A 16,637-nucleotide genomic window follows, 5' to 3' on the forward strand; every position below is an offset into this window, starting at 1 on the left:
CTTTTTACATTAGACTGACATTATTGTTTATTCATTTCTACTTATTTTCTTACGTAAACGAAACCCATAAATAGTAAGAAAAATAGCAAGTATTGAATTGACAGAATTATATAACCAATCGATTTTCTCTGAAGTAAACCAACCTATAATAGAGATTAATATCAGGAAAATACCACAATAGAACATAAAATCTGCATGTTTTTTCGATACGTTACCTTTGTTAATCATTTATTTTCCTTACATCATTTTTATGAAAACATTCTGGTGTATATCAATGGTCTCTATGATTATTGCAATAGGCTATTAGTATAGATAAAAAAATACCGTATATTTTAATTATACGGTATTTTTATAATAAATTGGGGAGAATTGATCTTAGACTTTAGAATGCAGTTGTATCTTTAAATAAGCCAACTTTTAAATCTTTTGCTTCATAAATCAGCTTACCATCAACATACACTTCGCCATCGGCAATACCCATAATCAGTTTACGATTGATAACACGTTTGAAATCAATTTTATAGGTAACTTTTTTTGCTGTTGGTAATATTTGCCCAGTGAATTTTACCTCACCGACACCAAGCGCACGGCCTTTACCTTCACCACCAAGCCAGCCAAGATAGAAGCCGACAAGTTGCCACATGGCATCTAGGCCTAAGCAACCAGGCATAACCGGATCATTGACGAAGTGACAATCAAAGAACCATAAATCTGGCTTAATATCGAATTCTGCTTCGATAAAGCCTTTATTATGGGTGCCGCCATCTTCTGTCATTTTAATGATGCGATCCATCATTAACATATTACCAGATGGCAGTGGTGGGCCATCTTGGCCAAATAATTCACCACGGCCTGAAGCAATGAGGTCTTCTTTAGAATAAGATTCGCGTTTATCAACCATTGTCTATATAGCCTTTATCAAGTGTAAGATAACAGAATAGCTTACACTTGTACGCTGAACAACTCCGATCACTTGAAACAGAATTATCTGAATAGACGTAAGAACCAAGGCAATTTAGGTCTATCCTGATTATTTGCGAGTGTTATGCGATCATGGATCACAGCTAACAAGTGTGAGTCTGATTGTTCTGGTTCACATTGCTCTTCATAATATGGCTGACGGGTCAATAATGTTATTGCTTCCGCAACATGGGTAACAGGCCAAATATGAAATTTCTCTTCTTTTACCGCTTGCTGCACATTTTCGTTGAGTACAAGATGACGAATATTGGCAAGAGGAATAATTACGCCTTGCGCACCTGTTAATCCTCTTTGTTGGCAGATATCAAAGAAGCCTTCGATTTTCTGGTTTACGCCACCAATCGGTTGGACTTGACCAAATTGATCGACGGCACCTGTAACAGCAATTTGTTGATCAATAGGTTGTTGTGCCAGTGTACTAATAAAAGCACATAATTCAGCTAAAGAGGCGCTATCACCATCAACTTCACCATATGATTGCTCAAAAACAATCGAGGTGCTAAATGGCTGTGGTTGGTCTAAACGTAATTCTGAGTTTAAGTAAGCTTGCATAATCATCATGCCTTTTGCATGAAGATTACCGCCAAGCTCAGCTTTTCGCTCAACATCCGTGAACTCACCATCACCTATATGTGCAACGCAGGTAATGCGAGTCGGTTCTCCGATTAAATCAGGGTATCCTGGGTAATCTAAGACAGAAAGTCCATTGATTTGACCAACAGCTTCACCTTCTGTTTGTATCATAACTTGGTCTTGTAAAATCTCGTCACGACTACGTTCTAACAAATAACTGTGTCGCCATAGGCGATTTTCTTCTGCTTTTTTCAATGCATCAGCATTTAGAAAAGCATCATGATTAAAACGTACTGCATAGCGAAGCTGGCGTAAAATCCATTCTAAATCTAGGCTCAAAATTAGCTGATCTTCATGTTGTCTTGCTGCTTGTGTTAGCAAGACTTCCCAAGCATCAGCAGATAGAGAAGGCAGACGATATTTTTGGCACAGTGAATTTACAAAGCCGCACCATTGAGCAAGAGCTGTTTCGTCTTCTAAATACATGTCGTATTCATATTCACCATATAAAGCAGTACTACTTAGTTCTGGCTCTATAAATTCAAGCTCTTCAAGACTAAGTCTATCACCAACTAAAATAACTCGAAGGTTAAGTGGCATACTTTCAATAGGTAAAGGCAGGGATTGGTTGTCATTCCAGACCAACCACTCAAAACGCTGTTCTTCAACCATTTTCTTAAGGCGGAACCACATTAATGGTTGCGCAAGTAAAGATTTTATAGAGAGGACTAAGATGCCTCCATTTACTTTATGCAACAATCCAGGGCTAAGGGTAACTTCATCTTTATGGCAATAGAATGAACCAAAAAGTTGTTCAGGCTCTATCCATTGACAACAAACAATAGATTCTGATGATGAAAATGTACTTTGTACATTTTCTTGCCAATCGATTTTACTGGTTTCTGCTTGATAACTGCCAACAACAGGATCTGTTTTGATCCCTGATTGCGTTAATGTGTCTGTCAGCATATCAAAGTAAGCAGTGGAATCATCCGCTTTTAACAGCATAAACTGCCCTGAATCTGCATTATTTAACCATTGCAGGCTTTCATACAGGCGAGGTTGAACCTCACGTAGTAGAGATGCAGGTAATTGAGATGCTGTTTGAAAGAAAGTTTGGTAGGAGGCGTAATCAGGACGTAACGCCTGCCATTCTAATTCGTTGTTTTTCAAGGTTACCGTTTTTATTATTGATTAGTGAAAAGAGATAATTAGATATCATATAAGTCGATATCTATCCTGCAATAAGACGGTTCTTTAACTGTCATCAACTGTATAGGCAGGGAATATGTACTGCTACGACCTTATAATGACGAGTTAATGTAAGGTCATTAAGGTTTTATCATAGCGACGCTCGATTCTATCATAACGTGTTCAGAAAACTATCCCTTATCGAGGCTTGTTATTAATTGATAAGAAAGATTATGTGACTGCTCCCCGCCGTAAACGGCGAGGCTTCCCACTTCTCAGACCGCAACCCTCTGTACGACGGATTTACGCGGGTCTCCATGGGCTGAAACGACGAGTCCCGCCGCGTGTAATTCCAATATGCCCTTGTGTCGGATATTGATTGCCGCATTGATATCTCGGTCATGTTCAACTCCACATTCAGGGCATTGCCAGATACGCTTATGTAGTGGCATTTCTGACATTTTATGACCGCAGCAATGACAGGTTTTCGAACTGGCAAACCATTGATCCAGTTTTACCAGATGGACGCCTTTTTCTGCGGCTTTATATTCCAGCTTTGTGATAAAACCATGCCAGCCTGCATCACCGATAGCGCGAGCCAGACAGTGGTTTTTCATCATATTCGCCGATTTCAGTGTCTCGACAATTACCGCTTGGTTTTCGTCAACAATTGCACGAGAGAGTTTGTGTTGAAAATCAGCACGGGCATTGGCTACCCGTTCGTGTACACCTGCAAGCTGTATTCGGGCTTTACGGCGATTAGCACTCCCTTTTTGCTTGCGAGATAAGGCTTTTTGTTTTCGACGTAGGTGACGGCTGGCATTGATAAGGTGGCGCGGATTAGCAATCTTATTGCCGTCTGATTTGATGGCGTAATGACTCAGCCCCACATCAAGCCCCGTGATATTTGATATCAATGTTGGCTTTGCCGGTGCTTCTACCCCGTCATCACAGAGTAGTGACGCATAGTATTTTCCGGTTGCGCTGCGGCTCAGTGTGATACTTTTCAGCGCCCCCGTAATTTCACGATGTAAACGCGCTTCAATCGGTGCGATTTTCGGGATTTTTATCGCGCCATCAATGACTTTGATCCCGACACAATGATAGCTAGATTGTCTGCCATGCTTACTTTTAAACGTGGGAAAACGGGCTTTTAGTTTCGGATTAAAAAAGTTGGAGAAAGCCACGTCAAGGTTAATCACCGCCTGCTGCAATGCAATTGAATCATATTCTTTAAGCCACCCATATCTGCGGGATTTTTTCGCCACTGCAAGCAGCGGTTTAAGGTCTTTACGCGGGTTTAAATTTACGCCGTGCCGCTGGTAAGCGTCTTTCTTGATGTGCAGCGCTTTGTTGTACGCAAAACGAACCGCACCGAACTGAGCGTTGAGATATTCAGCCTGTTCTGGTGTTGGGTAGATGCGTACTTTTGTTGCTCTTAACATCATCAGCGCTCATTGATATAATGTTTTTATTTTAACATGTTAGGGCAATATATCAATTGAGTAATCATGATGATTTACTGGCGGGATCCCTCAGAAAGCGGCACAGTGTCAGTAAACTGGTCGTGCATCTGATCTTTACGACAAAGTATCGACGTAAGCTATTTGACGGACAGATGATCGCTCAACGGCGTGATGTATTTGACTCCGCTGCGGCAAAACTTGAATGCGAAATTATTGAGATGGACGGAGAGCCTGACCATGTGCATCTGTTGGTTGCTTACCCGCCAAAACTGGCGGTCAGTGTGATGGTCAACAATCTGAAATCAGTATCGTCGCGCCTGCTGCGCCAGCAAAACACACATTTACGGACGCAAAGTAAAACGGGACTTTTGTGGTCAAGGTCGTACTTTGTCTGTAGCACCGGAGGGGCAACGATTGAAACACTCAGAGCCTACGTTCAGAGCCAGTCAACGCTTGATTGATCTTTAAAGCCCTGCGGCCTTTTCGCCTTATACCCCCGCCCGCACTGGGCGAGGGTTTACAGCGTTTTTCGCTAAAATAACTTTGCTTATAAAATAGTCAAAAAATTTCGGTTCAGTGGCAGTATTTTTGTAAAATTGTTGATATGCTACTATATAGTTACGTTGTCACGGGATTTTATATGAAATATCAACAATTAGAGAACCTAGAATGTGGCTGGAAATGGGCCTATCTAGTAAAAAAACACCGTGAAGGTGAATTAATTACCCGTTATATAGAAAAAAGTGCCGCTGATGAAGTCGTCGAGCAATTGTTGCTTCTTGAATCACAACCATTAAAAGTTTTAGAGTGGATAGATTTGCATATGAATCCTGATTTATCTAATAGGATGAAGCAAACTATTCGTGCCCGTAGAAAACGCTATTTTAATGCTGAGCATCAACACACACGCAAAAAATCAATCGATTTGACGTTTAAAGTTTGGCAACGCTTATCTGCATTGTCACAGCGAAGAGGGGTCACATTATCAGAAACAATAGTGCAATTAATTGAAGACGCTGAACGAAAAGAACAATACGCATTAAAAGTGCATAGTTTAAAAGATGGGCTTATTGAATTATTAGAACGCGATAAAGAAAAATAAGTGACATTGCTTTTGGTCTATTGGTTTTGATTATTTATTTTTATCGTCGTTTTGTTCTCTATTTTTATTGTGATATTTCATACCTATCTGCAAATCTTTTTAGTTTTATATTTTTACCTCATTCTTATCGGAATAAAGAAAAACCCTGCCATTGGCAGGGTTTTGAATTCATCAACAGTAGATTATTCTACTATTTGAATTATTGACCAGCAGGAACAATAACTTCAGTTGTACCTTGGATTTCGATCTCAACACGACGGTCTGGCGCTAAGCAATCGATCAGAGCTGAACGAGCTTTAACGTTGTCACATGTGTTGCCAGTAACTGGGTTTTCTTTACCGCGACCTTCAGCAGAGATGCTGTTTGCAGGGATACCTTTAGAAACCAGGTAATCAACTACAGATTGAGCACGTTTTTCTGACAGAGGCAGGTTGTAGTTTTGTGAACCGATACGGTCAGTGTAACCGATAACGACTACACGACCTTGAGTTGGGTCGATGTTAGCCAGTTCATTGTACAGACCATTCAGAGCTTCTTGACCTTCAGCTTTCAGAGTAGATTTGTTGAAGTTGAACAGAACGTCTGAACGCAGAGTAAAGGTTTTGTTCTCAACAACTGGCGCTGGAGCTACAACTGGCGCTGGAGCTACAACTGGTGCTGGAGTTTCTTGGTTGAAGCGGTAAGCAACACCAACACTCAGCATGCCGTTATCTGGACGCGCATTCAGAGTACCTTTATCACCGATGTTGTTGATCCACTGATATTCAACACGGGTAGCGATGTTTGGAGTGATCGCGTATTCAGTACCTAATGCGAATACTGGAGAAACGCCAGTGTCATTTTCAGAAAAACGTTTTTGATCTGGAGCTGGTAAAGTAGCGTTTTTAGTTGCAGAAGAATCTGCACGCCATACCATACCACCTAAACGTGTATAAACGTCTAAGTCTTCCATTACTGGATAACTTAATTTAGTGGTTAATTGGATACCTTGAGCACGGAATGCACCGTTGTCATATGAACCTTTGTAAGTCATACGACCTAACCAATCATAACCCAGCTCAAAACCTAAGTATTGGTTGTACTGATAACCAACAAATGCACCAGCACCTAATTGGTCACGGTGAGTATTACCGTTACCGATAGATACATCTTTACCGTCTACATTCCATTGGTTGCTAGTACCTTGGTATTGAGACCAACCTAATTTACCACCGGTATACCAAGTATTGTCTTTTGGAGCTGCTTGCGCTGCAGTTGCGAAAGCTGCCACTGCCACTGCTAATGCGATAGCTGTCTTTTTCATTTTACGCCTCGTTATCATCCAAGTTAGGCATTTGGCTTTAAGCCTTATTATTTGCCCTTGGTTAAATTATTGTTAGGGAGCAAATGCTTTCATCAAGTGATGATCCCAAAAATGGGATTTAAAGCATAACCTTAACGACATAAAGTCTACAATGAACTTAAAAAGTTACAAGTAATCCTTTAAAATTTGACTTAAAATTTTAAAAAGATCCGTCTTATTCTGCAATGGGAAAGATTCTGTATTTTTGTTAAATTTATTGTAACTATATGATTTAGGTTATAAATACATTTGACTTATCTTAAATGATATCAGCGTGTTTTGAGTATTAGGAAAACTCTTAAATTTCACTAATGGTAGTGAATTGAATGAATTTTTACGGAATTTAAATGTCGTTTAGATGTATTACTACTTTCTAAATGGATATTTGTATTAATTTGCTGTCGCATTATAAACCCGAGCGTTTTTCCTTTACTTGCAGCAGATTCTAGTCGTTTCATCTCTTCTGACGATATTTCTGGTAACCAACCGAGCACTACACTGTAATTACCACTCATCAATGCTTTTTCCATTAAATCAACAGTAGTTATCATATTTATATGATTTAACTGGATTATTTTATTAAGTGGTAATCCCGCATTTTTTAACCAAGTACGATTTAGCTTTTGTTGTGGGTTTAGCCACAATAACCAACGTGATTCATGGCTATACTGTTTCAGTAATGGCAAAAGAATGTGATTAATGACGAGCGGATTTTGGTAGAGAAGTTCACTCACCATACCTTGTTTATTATCGTTATCGCTATTGTAAGTCGCCACTGTTGAAGGGATAGATAGAGGTAATACCTCATTTGAGATCTCTTGGAGAATGGCGTTCTGTCTTGTCGGAGATGATGTTGAGAGTTTCATATTTACCTCGTTCCATATGCACTGTATGAATATACAGTATCTCTATATTTCGCTTAAATCAAGCCTATTTTTTTGAAAGTTCCTCTCAAATTTTATGTAAATCTCTATTTTTAAGTCGTTAACTATTGGCAATAAAAAGGAAATTCTTTATTGTCTTCCTTGTGAATTTCTATGCATGTTTTTGAATTCAAAGATAAAAATCAATCTTAAAGTTTGTGTTGGAGTATCAATGTTATTTTTACCTGAGCAAAGGAAGGCTCATTTGTTATCGCGTATTGCGCAATATGGAGAGTTAACAACAAAGTCTCAATTCGGTGGTGTTAGCTTAATGATTGATGATGTTATGTTTGCTATCACGTCTGATAGTGAGTTTTATTTAAAAGGAAGTGGCTTTTTAGAAACGCTCTATAAAGCAACAAAAATGAGTTCCTATACTTATTTGAAAAAAGGAGTTCCTATCATATTGCGTTATTACCATATAACGGATTCGTTATGGGAAAATCAGCAAAAATTAGATCAATATATTGATATGACATATCACTACAGTATCCAAGAATATTTGGGACAACGAAAAAAACCTTGCAGAATAAAAGATTTACCCAATCTAGGCGTAATATTAGAAAAAAGATTGAACCAAATTGGTATTAATCAAGTTGAAGAACTGCGTTTAATTGGTGCTAAAGCGTGTTATCTAAAATTAATGCATGCGCACAATTTGAGAAATAGTGAACTTTTACTTTCCTTGGCAGGCGCTATCGTTGGGTGTCATCGTTCTGTATTACCTAACCAACTTAAAATGGAATTATTAGATTGGTACAACGAATTATCTTTTCAATAAGATAAAAGTCGTGACGGTTATTTTCTCTAATGTACTTATGGAAATTAGAGAAAATAACGTCAACAAGAGATTAAACTTGAGGTTGAGGTAGGCTGTTTAATTCGCCTTGCTCAATGGTTTTGATGCAACAAATAATTTGCGGTAACAGATCCAATAATAATCGGATTTGAGTAAGTACTAATTGAATGCGAGGATTATCTGCATTAGGTAATAGATTGATCCTTTCAATTAATTCTACATGAGATTGCTTAAATCCTTCGTCTTGTGGCGTTTTGCGACGTAAAGCAGAATCGATATAACAAACTGTATCATTAAGCAGCGTGAGTACGTTCTCATCGTCTATTTTTGCTCGATGAACGCCAAGTGCAGAAATATAACTGAGTAAAGTATGATTTAAGCAAAGTAACTGAAAAGCCACTTCTTGAGATGCTTGATAACTTTTTGGCTCTGATGACATATTTGAGATCAATGAGGCTAATTCCCCATCACTGCTATGAGCATTTCGACGAGCAATTCGGTAACTCAGACTATTATCTTTCCCTTGGTAATATTGAATAAGAATAGCATCAAGATAATAGCAGTTATTTGTCATTGTTTTTTGAATAACAACAGGCAGTTGACGGAATTTCCAATCAGGCCAAATAAAACTGACAGCAAACCATGCTATGGCACAGCCAATCAAGGTATCGATAATGCGAGGAAGGGCAACATCATAACCTTCACCAAGCAAATTGAAGCTTAATAAAACCAATAAAGTAATAAATAGTGTGGCATGTGCATATTGTATGGTTCTAAATGCGAAAAAGAGCGTACCAGTTATCACAATTAAAACCAGTTGTCCTTCAATTGAAGGAACAAAATATAAAATAGGGAAACCAATTAAAATACCAATAATAGTACCACTCACACGTAAGGTAAGGCGTCGACGAGTAGCATTGTAGTTGGGTTGGCAAACAAATAGACTAGTCAATAATATCCAATAGCCTCTATCCAATTGGAAAAATTGAATAATGGCATAACCGATACATAACACGAGTGACATCCTAACAGCATGTCTAAAAAGTGCTGATTTAGGTGTGAGGTGCTCTTTGATTCTTAGTGCAATATCGTGCCACCCAGTTAAACTATCATCAGAAAGTTGTGTTTCTTCTTTTTGGTCATGGGATATTTGGTATTGCTCTGTACTAATACTTCGTAAAAGCGCATCAATGCCTTGAAGATTTTGCAGTAAATTATTTAAAGGCGTAATTAATTGTGGTTCTGAAGTTGTATTTTTTAAATGATTTAATGCATTCTCTAAATAATTTATCGCACGCTCTAATGAAGGGTTATGCTGATATTTTTTATGCCAAAGAATAGATTGTGCAACTTGTTCACAAGCTCGTGCTTGCATAGAAAGTAAACGTTGAAAACGAAATAACACATCACTATGCCGCAATTCATTACTTAATAATTGGTATTGAACATGAGATGAACTAGCTCGCTCATGAATATCTTGAGCAACAAAATAGTAATGAAGTGTAAAACGACTACTGCGTTGGCCTCTATCACCTTTTAATCGACTTAATAATGTGACTTTAGTTTGATTCATCGTGTCAATTAATTGGCTATTTGCCATTGCTAAATTATACAGCGAATGTTGATAATCATCTTCGATATCAGGATCAAACAATGTCGCTTTAGCTTCGAGGTAAGTTGCAAGTTGTTGGTAACAGCGAGTTAAATGGTCTTGAACTGGGCGAATTGGGAATAATAAGTGACCAACTAATGTTAAAGAGTTATACCAAATAGCACCTAACAGTAATAAAACAGGTTGTTCATACCATTCAGGGAAAATAGGCATACCGAGCATAGTATAAATTGCGATTAATAAAGCTCCAAACGCAATAGTTGCGTATCGTTGCCCTAAAGCACCTAATAAAATAAATCCCCAAGTCGAAATGGCTAAACCGCAAAAAAATAAAATAGGATATGGATAAAGCAATCCTATTGATGCTGAAGCAAGTAGAAAACAGCATAAAGTGATAACGAGGTTTTTTAAACGGCCAACAAGCCTATCATCTAAGTCAGTTAATGCTGCTGCAACCACACCTAAAGTGAGAGGAATTGTATATTTAGGATCTTGCCCTAAAATCCAAGGAAACAAAGTCGTTCCTGTAAGTGCGATTATTATGCGAATATAATATAAAAAGTGGCTATTATAGATAAATCGGCGGGCGCCATTTAGCAAAGTGAACACAAAAAGCCCTTAAATAAACAAGATGAAGATAATTACCTCTTAGAATATAGGGTTTATCACCGATTAAAAAGAGCTTAACAACAGACTATTTGTTATTTATTGCAGGAATTACGTATGGAACTAAAATCCACCCCGATGGGACAACGTTTAGCACAGCATCCTTATAATAGAGTCAAATTGTTAAATGCAGGTATTGAAGTCAGTGGTGAAAAACATCAATATTTAATCCCTTTTAACGAATTGATTAATATCTTCTGTAAAAAAGGGATTGTGTGGGGGGAGTTGGAATTTTTATTGCCAGAAGATAAAGTTGTTCGATTACATGGAACCGACTGGGAAGAAACTCAGCAGTTTTATCGTTATCTTTATCAATCATGGCAAAATTGGAGTAAAGAAATGAGCGATATAAGTGCTCAGGTGCTTGAGAAGCAACTCCATAATATTAATGAAATCACTCAATCAAATAGATGGATAAAACAGTCTAAACTGAGTGAAATTCAACAATCTATCAAAGAAAGTTTTTCTGCTATTCCCCTTCCTCTTGAACGCCTTATTCAATTTGATAATTGCCATACTCTTTATCAAAAATGTTTAGAATGGCTAAAGCAAGGTGAAACACTTATTAATAAAGAAAATTCCGCATGGGTAACTCAAATATTAAATGATCATGCAGAATTTTTTAATACGATTGAATCATCGCCATTAAATGAATCTCAGTGCCGTGCTGTAATTAATGGTGAAGAAAATGTTCTTGTTCTCGCTGGTGCGGGAAGTGGTAAAACATCGGTATTAGTTGCGAGAGCGGGATGGTTATTACGCCGTCAATTAGCGCAGCCAGATCAAATTTTATTACTTGCTTTTGGGCGCAAAGCCGCACAAGAAATGAATGAAAGGCTTTCTAGCCGTTTAAATGTCGATATTATGGCAAAAACGTTCCATGCATTGGCAGTATCCGTTATTCAACAAGCGACAAAAAAACAACCCAAAATTAGTGAGCTTGAAGTAAATAGTGAAAAAAGAAGAGCGCTATTATTAGGTGAGTGGAGAGAGCAGTGCCAACAGAAAAAAGCACAAGCAAAAGGATGGCGAGAGTGGTTATCTCAAGAACTTGAGTGGGATATCCCTGACGGTGATTTTTGGAATGATAAAAAATTAGAAAATCAAATTGCTATAAGATTAGAGCGTTGGGTCGGTTTATTAAGAATGAAAGGCGGTAGTCAAAAATCGCTGATTGAAAGTGTACAACCCGAATACACAGAAGCCTTTAAAAAGTATTTAAAATTATTATCGCCATTATTAAAAGTTTGGAAAACTGCATTAAAAGAGGAAGATGCAATCGATTTTTCGGGCTTGTTACATCAAGCTATTAATCTTATTGAAAAAGGGCGTTTTATTAGTCCATGGAAACATATTCTTGTTGATGAGTTCCAAGATATTTCGCCATTAAGAGCTTCATTATTAACTGCATTAAAACAGCAAAATAAACAAACATCTCTATTTGCAGTAGGAGATGATTGGCAAGCCATTTATCGTTTTAGCGGTGCCGAGTTATTATTAACGACTTCTTTCCATCACTCTTTTGGTGAAGGTGCTGAATGTGCATTGGATACAACTTATCGTTTTAATGACACAATAGGGAATATTGCCAATACATTTATTCAACAAAATCCAGTTCAGTTATCTAAACCTTTAAATAGTTTAGTGAAAGGGAATAAAAAGTCAGTCGTGCTGTTATCTGATGATCAACTTGAAAGTTTACTCAATAAAATGAGTGGTTATGTAGAAGAAAACGAAACGATACTTTTACTTGCTCGTTATCACTATCTCAAACCAGAATTATTAAAAAAAGCGAAAACACGTTGGCCTAAATTAGATCTGCAGTTTATGACTTTTCATGCTTCAAAAGGACAACAGGCAGATTACGTTATTATTTTAGGTTTACAAGAAGGTAAAGATGCTTTTCCTGCACCAGCAAGAGAATCAATTATTGAATTGGCATTACTGCCTAGTGTTGAAGATTATCCTAATGCTGAGGAACGGCGTTTAATGTATGTCGCTTTAACAAGAGCAAAAAAACAAGTATGGCTATTGTTTAATAAACAACAGCCATCTTGTTTTGTTTCAGAGCTAAAATCTCAAGGTGTTCCTATGCAGCGAAAACCTTAAGATTATTTTAATCTTTCTTTTAAATAACCTTCGTAATCTGGGATTTTAATTGTAGATTCTTGTGAAAAGAAAGGGGATGAAATTAAAAAGTTCGCAGTTGCACGATTTGTTGCAACGGGGATGTTCCAGACCGTAGCTAAGCGTAAAAGTGCTTTAACATCAGGATCGTGGGGAACGGCATTTAGTGGATCCCAAAAGAAAATCATAATATCAATTTTCTTTTCAGCGATCATTGCACCTATTTGTTGATCACCACCCATTGGGCCACTTAGCATTTGAGTCACAGGAAGACCAGTGTGATGGTTAATTAGGTTACCAGTAGTTCCTGTTGCAAATAATTTGTGTAGAGACAGTTGTTCACGATTATTTTCAACCCATTCCAGCAATGAGCTTTTACAGTGATCATGGGCAACAAGCGCGATATTTTTTTCTTTTAAGAGCGTGCGGTCAATTTGTTCCATTTGATACCTTTAAATATAAACATAGTAATTGTTTCAGTTTTCAAAATACCTTTTTTTTATCTCATATGCTATGAACAGATCAAGATACTATGATGTATCATAATATTTTCAATCTTCATGATGAACGGAGTAGGTAAATGGTGGATTCAGACATTTATGACATTTTAAGAAGCGTTAAAACCATTGCGCTTGTTGGTGCGAGTAATAAAGAAGATCGCCCAAGCTATAAAGTCATGAAATTCTTATTAGAACAAGGCTATGATGTTATTCCTGTTAATCCAGGTATGTCAGGGCAAACCTTATTGGGGCAACAATGCTATGCCTCATTAAAAGAGATCCCTGTTACTGTTGATATGGTTGATGTTTTTCGTCAATCTGACGTAGCATTAAAAATTGCGCAAGAAGCAATTGAAATTAATGCCAAAGTATTATGGTTGCAGATTGGTGTGATTAATGAAGATGCTAAAAATTTAGCTGAAGATGCTGGATTACGTGTAGTAATGGATCGTTGTCCTAAAAAAGAAATTGAAGCACATGGACTTCCTTGGTAATACGCCAAAATAAAATCGCCGAAAACAAATTCGGCGATTAACAGTTTATCCAGATTACTGGTTATGTAGGTTCATTGGATTAGTTTCTTAATCGTGGTGCTTGTAATTGGCTACGAATAGACTGAGATAATTCATCCAATGAGTCATTATCTAAGTGTTCATCTGAAACTTCATAGGTTATCTGTGCCTCAGCAAGATAAGTGTGAAGGGGCTGCCCTTCATCGTCTTCCATCACAACATGGTACCAAGGTGCTGCTCGCAAGGTCACATTAGATGCAATATCATCCCCATTAGGTTGATCAAGGGAATATTCAGCATCCACATCGACAACAACGCCTAAGTAGCCGAGTAATTTATGTCTAACTTGCTGTCCTATCCCAAATTTGCTGGCGATCATCATAGTATCACCTCCATATAGCCTTGCTTATTGGTTATATATATGAGGGCATAAAGTAAAATTTCAAGGATTTGAAAAAATATAATCCTTTACTTTTATTATGAATAAGAACCTCACAAAATCAGATTATCTATTGTATAAAGAAAAGACAATAACCTAGACAGAATTTTTATTGGGAAAACATGACTAGGAGAGCATATGAAAATAGGTAGAGAATATATTATTCAAGGGCGTGTTCAAGGTGTTGGTTTTCGTTTTTTTACTTCTCAATGGATGAAAAAAAAACCAATAACAGGGTATGTTTGGAATCGTGATGACGGTAGCGTGGGAGTAAAGGCCTTTGCGAAAGAAAATGCATTAAAAGAATTTGAAGAGTGGTTAGAAGCGGGTGGTCCAAAAAGTGCCAAAATTACATTTTGGTCAGCAACATCTTGTGAATATGAACAAATGGCAGATTTTTCAATCCACCATTATGAGTAATATTGTTTTAATTATCGTTTATCGAAAGATAATATTAAATACATTTCACGGGTTTTGGTAAGCCAGCAAGTTTTGTTGCTTGTTTTGCTGGGCCTTTAGGAAACAAGCGATAAAGATAACGGCTATTTCCTTTTTCGTCGCCATATTTTTGTGCAAGCGCTTTTACTAACATACGAATGGCGGGAGAGGTATTAAATTCTAAATAAAACTGGCGAACAAAACGGATGATCTCCCAATGTTGCTCTGTAAGTTCAATTTCTTCTAGTTCAGCTAATGTTGGAACCATATCTTCATTCCACTCATTGCTATTTTTTAAATAACCGTGACTATCGGTTTCGATTTCTTTTCCGTTAAATACAAACATGTGTGCAGCAACCAATCAAAAATAATACCGTTAATTTAGCAAAAATAAGGAAAATACCCAAGTAGAACCCATGAATCGTTGATAAATTAAGCCATTGGCTTGTAATGCGTTTAATTTTAAGGCAAACAGTACAATAAGGGCTTTACAACATAAGCTTAGGTGTTTATATTGCTCCCCATTGCGGAGGGGTGGCCGAGCGGCTGAAGGCAGCGGTCTTGAAAACCGCCGATGGGAAACCATCCGAGAGTTCGAATCTCTCCTCCTCCGCCATCTCAACATCTCCTAGCGTCTCCTGAAGTCTCCCAAATCCAGTAAAATCAAGCCTTATCACTAAATCATTGTCTCCTAAAGTCTCTTAACGTCTCTTGAAAGCTCCATTTTTTTGGGGTACAAATGGGGGAACATTATACCCCTTAATATTTAATACCCCCAATATGAAACTAACAGTTAAGCAAGTTGATAGCAGTAAGCCAAAAGAAAAGGACTACAAACTATTTGATGGAGGAGGTTTATATCTATTAGTTACAAAATCGGGAAGTAAATATTGGAGATTAAAATACCGTATAGATGGCAAAGAAAAAGTTTTAGCTATCGGTGTCTACCCAACGATAACTCTCGCGGAAGCCAGAAAGAAAAGGGATGACGCAAAACGGCAGTTATCTGATGGTGTTGATCCCAATAAGATAAAGAAGGATAAGAAAAGGGATTCAAAATTCGAGGGAAGCAATACGTTTAAAAACATTGCTCTAGAGTGGTATGAGGGAAGAAAATACCGATGGTCTGAAGGTTACCGTGATGACATGATGGAAGCATTTGAAAATGATGTTTTCCCATACATTGGTGATCGCCCAATAGCAGAGATTAAACCTCTCGAATTGCTTGAAGTGCTTTCGATAATGGAAAAGCGTGGCGTTACAGAGAAATTAAAAAAAGTTCGTCAGCGCTGTGGTGAGGTTTGGAAATATGCCATCATAACTGGACGAGCTGAATATAATCCCGCCCCAGATTTAGCTAGTGCGTTTATTCCACATCAACGAGAAAACTATCCGTACTTATTAGCTGATGAATTACCTGAGTTTTTATCTTCGGTAGACAAGTACCAAGGAAGTCAGATCGTAAGAACTGCTTTAAACATTTTAACGCTTACTGGTTTAAGACCAGGAGAGCTAAGAAAATCAGAATGGTCATTTATCGACTTTGAAAGTAGAACATGGAAACTACCAGAAAAAATAATGAAGATGGGGAGGGTTCATGTTGTACCAATGTCAGATCAGGTGATTTCTTTACTGCGTCAAATACAGCCAATAAGTGGCGATTACCAGTATATTTTTCCTAGCCGAACTAACCATAAAAAACACCTGTCCGAAATGGCAATAAATACAATGATTGGAAGAATGGGTTATAGAGGCAGAGCTACTGGTCACGGCTTTAGACACACCATGAGCACAATATTGCATGAGAAAGGATTTAATACAGCGTGGATAGAGTTACAACTTGCTCATGTTGATAAAAACTCTATCCGTGGTACTTATAACCATGCGCTGTATTTGGAGGGTAGAAGGGAGATGATGCAGTGGTATGCTGATTATATAGATGAGCTGAGAAGTAAAAAGAAATGAA

At 37.7% G+C, this 16,637-nt stretch carries 16 protein-coding genes and 1 tRNA gene; 8 read left to right on the top strand and 9 right to left on the bottom strand.

Annotated features, from left to right (window positions below):
• Positions 1-382 precede the first annotated feature (382 nt).
• From fabA to SB028_RS06650, 3 genes are all read right to left on the bottom strand, one after another.
• On the bottom strand, positions 383-901 hold the full coding sequence (fabA, locus tag SB028_RS06640) for a bifunctional 3-hydroxydecanoyl-ACP dehydratase/trans-2-decenoyl-ACP isomerase (protein WP_023581351.1): 519 nt from the start codon (positions 899-901) through the stop codon (positions 383-385).
• 83 nt (positions 902-984) lie between these two features.
• Positions 985-2,727, bottom strand: coding sequence for an AAA family ATPase (locus SB028_RS06645; RefSeq protein WP_069368268.1), 1,743 nt, complete (start codon positions 2,725-2,727; stop codon positions 985-987).
• Between the two features lie 293 nt (positions 2,728-3,020).
• Positions 3,021-4,190, bottom strand: a complete 1,170-nt coding sequence (locus SB028_RS06650) for an RNA-guided endonuclease TnpB family protein (RefSeq protein ID WP_318860131.1) — start codon at positions 4,188-4,190, stop codon at positions 3,021-3,023.
• A gap of 56 nt (positions 4,191-4,246) precedes the next feature.
• Between SB028_RS06650 and tnpA the strand changes: the two genes are divergently transcribed.
• Both tnpA and matP read left to right on the top strand, forming a co-directional pair.
• Entirely contained in the window at positions 4,247-4,672 is a 426-nt protein-coding gene (tnpA, locus tag SB028_RS06655) for an IS200/IS605 family transposase (RefSeq protein ID WP_069368784.1), read from the top strand.
• 179 nt (positions 4,673-4,851) lie between these two features.
• Positions 4,852-5,313, top strand: a complete 462-nt coding sequence (matP, locus tag SB028_RS06660) for a macrodomain Ter protein MatP (protein WP_069368782.1) — start codon at positions 4,852-4,854, stop codon at positions 5,311-5,313.
• A gap of 199 nt (positions 5,314-5,512) precedes the next feature.
• Here the strand turns inward: matP and ompA are convergent, their stop codons facing one another.
• The gene (ompA, locus tag SB028_RS06665; RefSeq protein WP_069368781.1) at positions 5,513-6,616 is read right to left on the bottom strand and encodes a porin OmpA; all 1,104 of its coding nucleotides are present in this window, start codon (positions 6,614-6,616) and stop codon (positions 5,513-5,515) included.
• Positions 6,617-6,963: 347 nt separating this feature from the next.
• Complete coding sequence (sulA, locus tag SB028_RS06670) at positions 6,964-7,521, bottom strand: SOS-induced cell division inhibitor SulA (RefSeq protein ID WP_069368780.1); 558 nt, start codon at positions 7,519-7,521, stop codon at positions 6,964-6,966.
• Positions 7,522-7,750: 229 nt separating this feature from the next.
• On the opposite strand from sulA, the gene SB028_RS06675 reads away from it, so the two are divergent.
• Positions 7,751-8,359, top strand: coding sequence for a TfoX/Sxy family DNA transformation protein (locus tag SB028_RS06675; RefSeq protein WP_069368779.1), 609 nt, complete (start codon positions 7,751-7,753; stop codon positions 8,357-8,359).
• Positions 8,360-8,429: 70 nt separating this feature from the next.
• Here the strand turns inward: SB028_RS06675 and yccS are convergent, their stop codons facing one another.
• A complete protein-coding gene (gene yccS / locus SB028_RS06680; RefSeq protein ID WP_069368778.1) occupies positions 8,430-10,598 on the bottom strand; it encodes a YccS family putative transporter in 2,169 nt (722 codons plus the stop codon).
• Positions 10,599-10,712: 114 nt separating this feature from the next.
• On the opposite strand from yccS, the gene helD reads away from it, so the two are divergent.
• The gene (gene helD / locus SB028_RS06685) at positions 10,713-12,764 is read left to right on the top strand and encodes a DNA helicase IV (protein ID WP_069368777.1); all 2,052 of its coding nucleotides are present in this window, start codon (positions 10,713-10,715) and stop codon (positions 12,762-12,764) included.
• 2 nt (positions 12,765-12,766) lie between these two features.
• On the opposite strand, the gene SB028_RS06690 is transcribed toward helD, so the two are convergent.
• Positions 12,767-13,225 (bottom strand): methylglyoxal synthase, encoded by a 459-nt coding sequence (locus tag SB028_RS06690; RefSeq protein WP_069368776.1) that lies wholly within the window; start codon positions 13,223-13,225, stop codon positions 12,767-12,769.
• A 137-nt stretch (positions 13,226-13,362) separates the two neighbouring features.
• Here SB028_RS06690 and SB028_RS06695 point away from each other — a divergent pair, with 137 nt between their 5' ends.
• Entirely contained in the window at positions 13,363-13,776 is a 414-nt protein-coding gene (locus SB028_RS06695; protein WP_069368775.1) for a CoA-binding protein, read from the top strand.
• 79 nt (positions 13,777-13,855) lie between these two features.
• On the opposite strand, the gene hspQ is transcribed toward SB028_RS06695, so the two are convergent.
• A complete protein-coding gene (gene hspQ, locus SB028_RS06700; protein ID WP_171729935.1) occupies positions 13,856-14,176 on the bottom strand; it encodes a heat shock protein HspQ in 321 nt (106 codons plus the stop codon).
• 195 nt (positions 14,177-14,371) lie between these two features.
• Here hspQ and SB028_RS06705 point away from each other — a divergent pair, with 195 nt between their 5' ends.
• Positions 14,372-14,653 (top strand): acylphosphatase, encoded by a 282-nt coding sequence (locus SB028_RS06705; protein ID WP_069368774.1) that lies wholly within the window; start codon positions 14,372-14,374, stop codon positions 14,651-14,653.
• A 34-nt stretch (positions 14,654-14,687) separates the two neighbouring features.
• Here SB028_RS06705 and tusE read toward each other — a convergent pair whose 3' ends face one another.
• Positions 14,688-15,017, bottom strand: coding sequence for a sulfurtransferase TusE (gene tusE, locus SB028_RS06710; RefSeq protein WP_023581360.1), 330 nt, complete (start codon positions 15,015-15,017; stop codon positions 14,688-14,690).
• A gap of 182 nt (positions 15,018-15,199) precedes the next feature.
• On the opposite strand from tusE, the gene SB028_RS06715 reads away from it, so the two are divergent.
• Positions 15,200-15,287, top strand: a tRNA-Ser gene (locus SB028_RS06715).
• Positions 15,288-15,451: 164 nt separating this feature from the next.
• Complete coding sequence (locus SB028_RS06720; protein WP_318859970.1) at positions 15,452-16,636, top strand: tyrosine-type recombinase/integrase; 1,185 nt, start codon at positions 15,452-15,454, stop codon at positions 16,634-16,636.
• Position 16,637 lies beyond the last annotated feature (1 nt).

Source organism: Proteus vulgaris (assembly GCF_033708015.1).
GTDB lineage: Bacteria > Pseudomonadota > Gammaproteobacteria > Enterobacterales > Enterobacteriaceae > Proteus.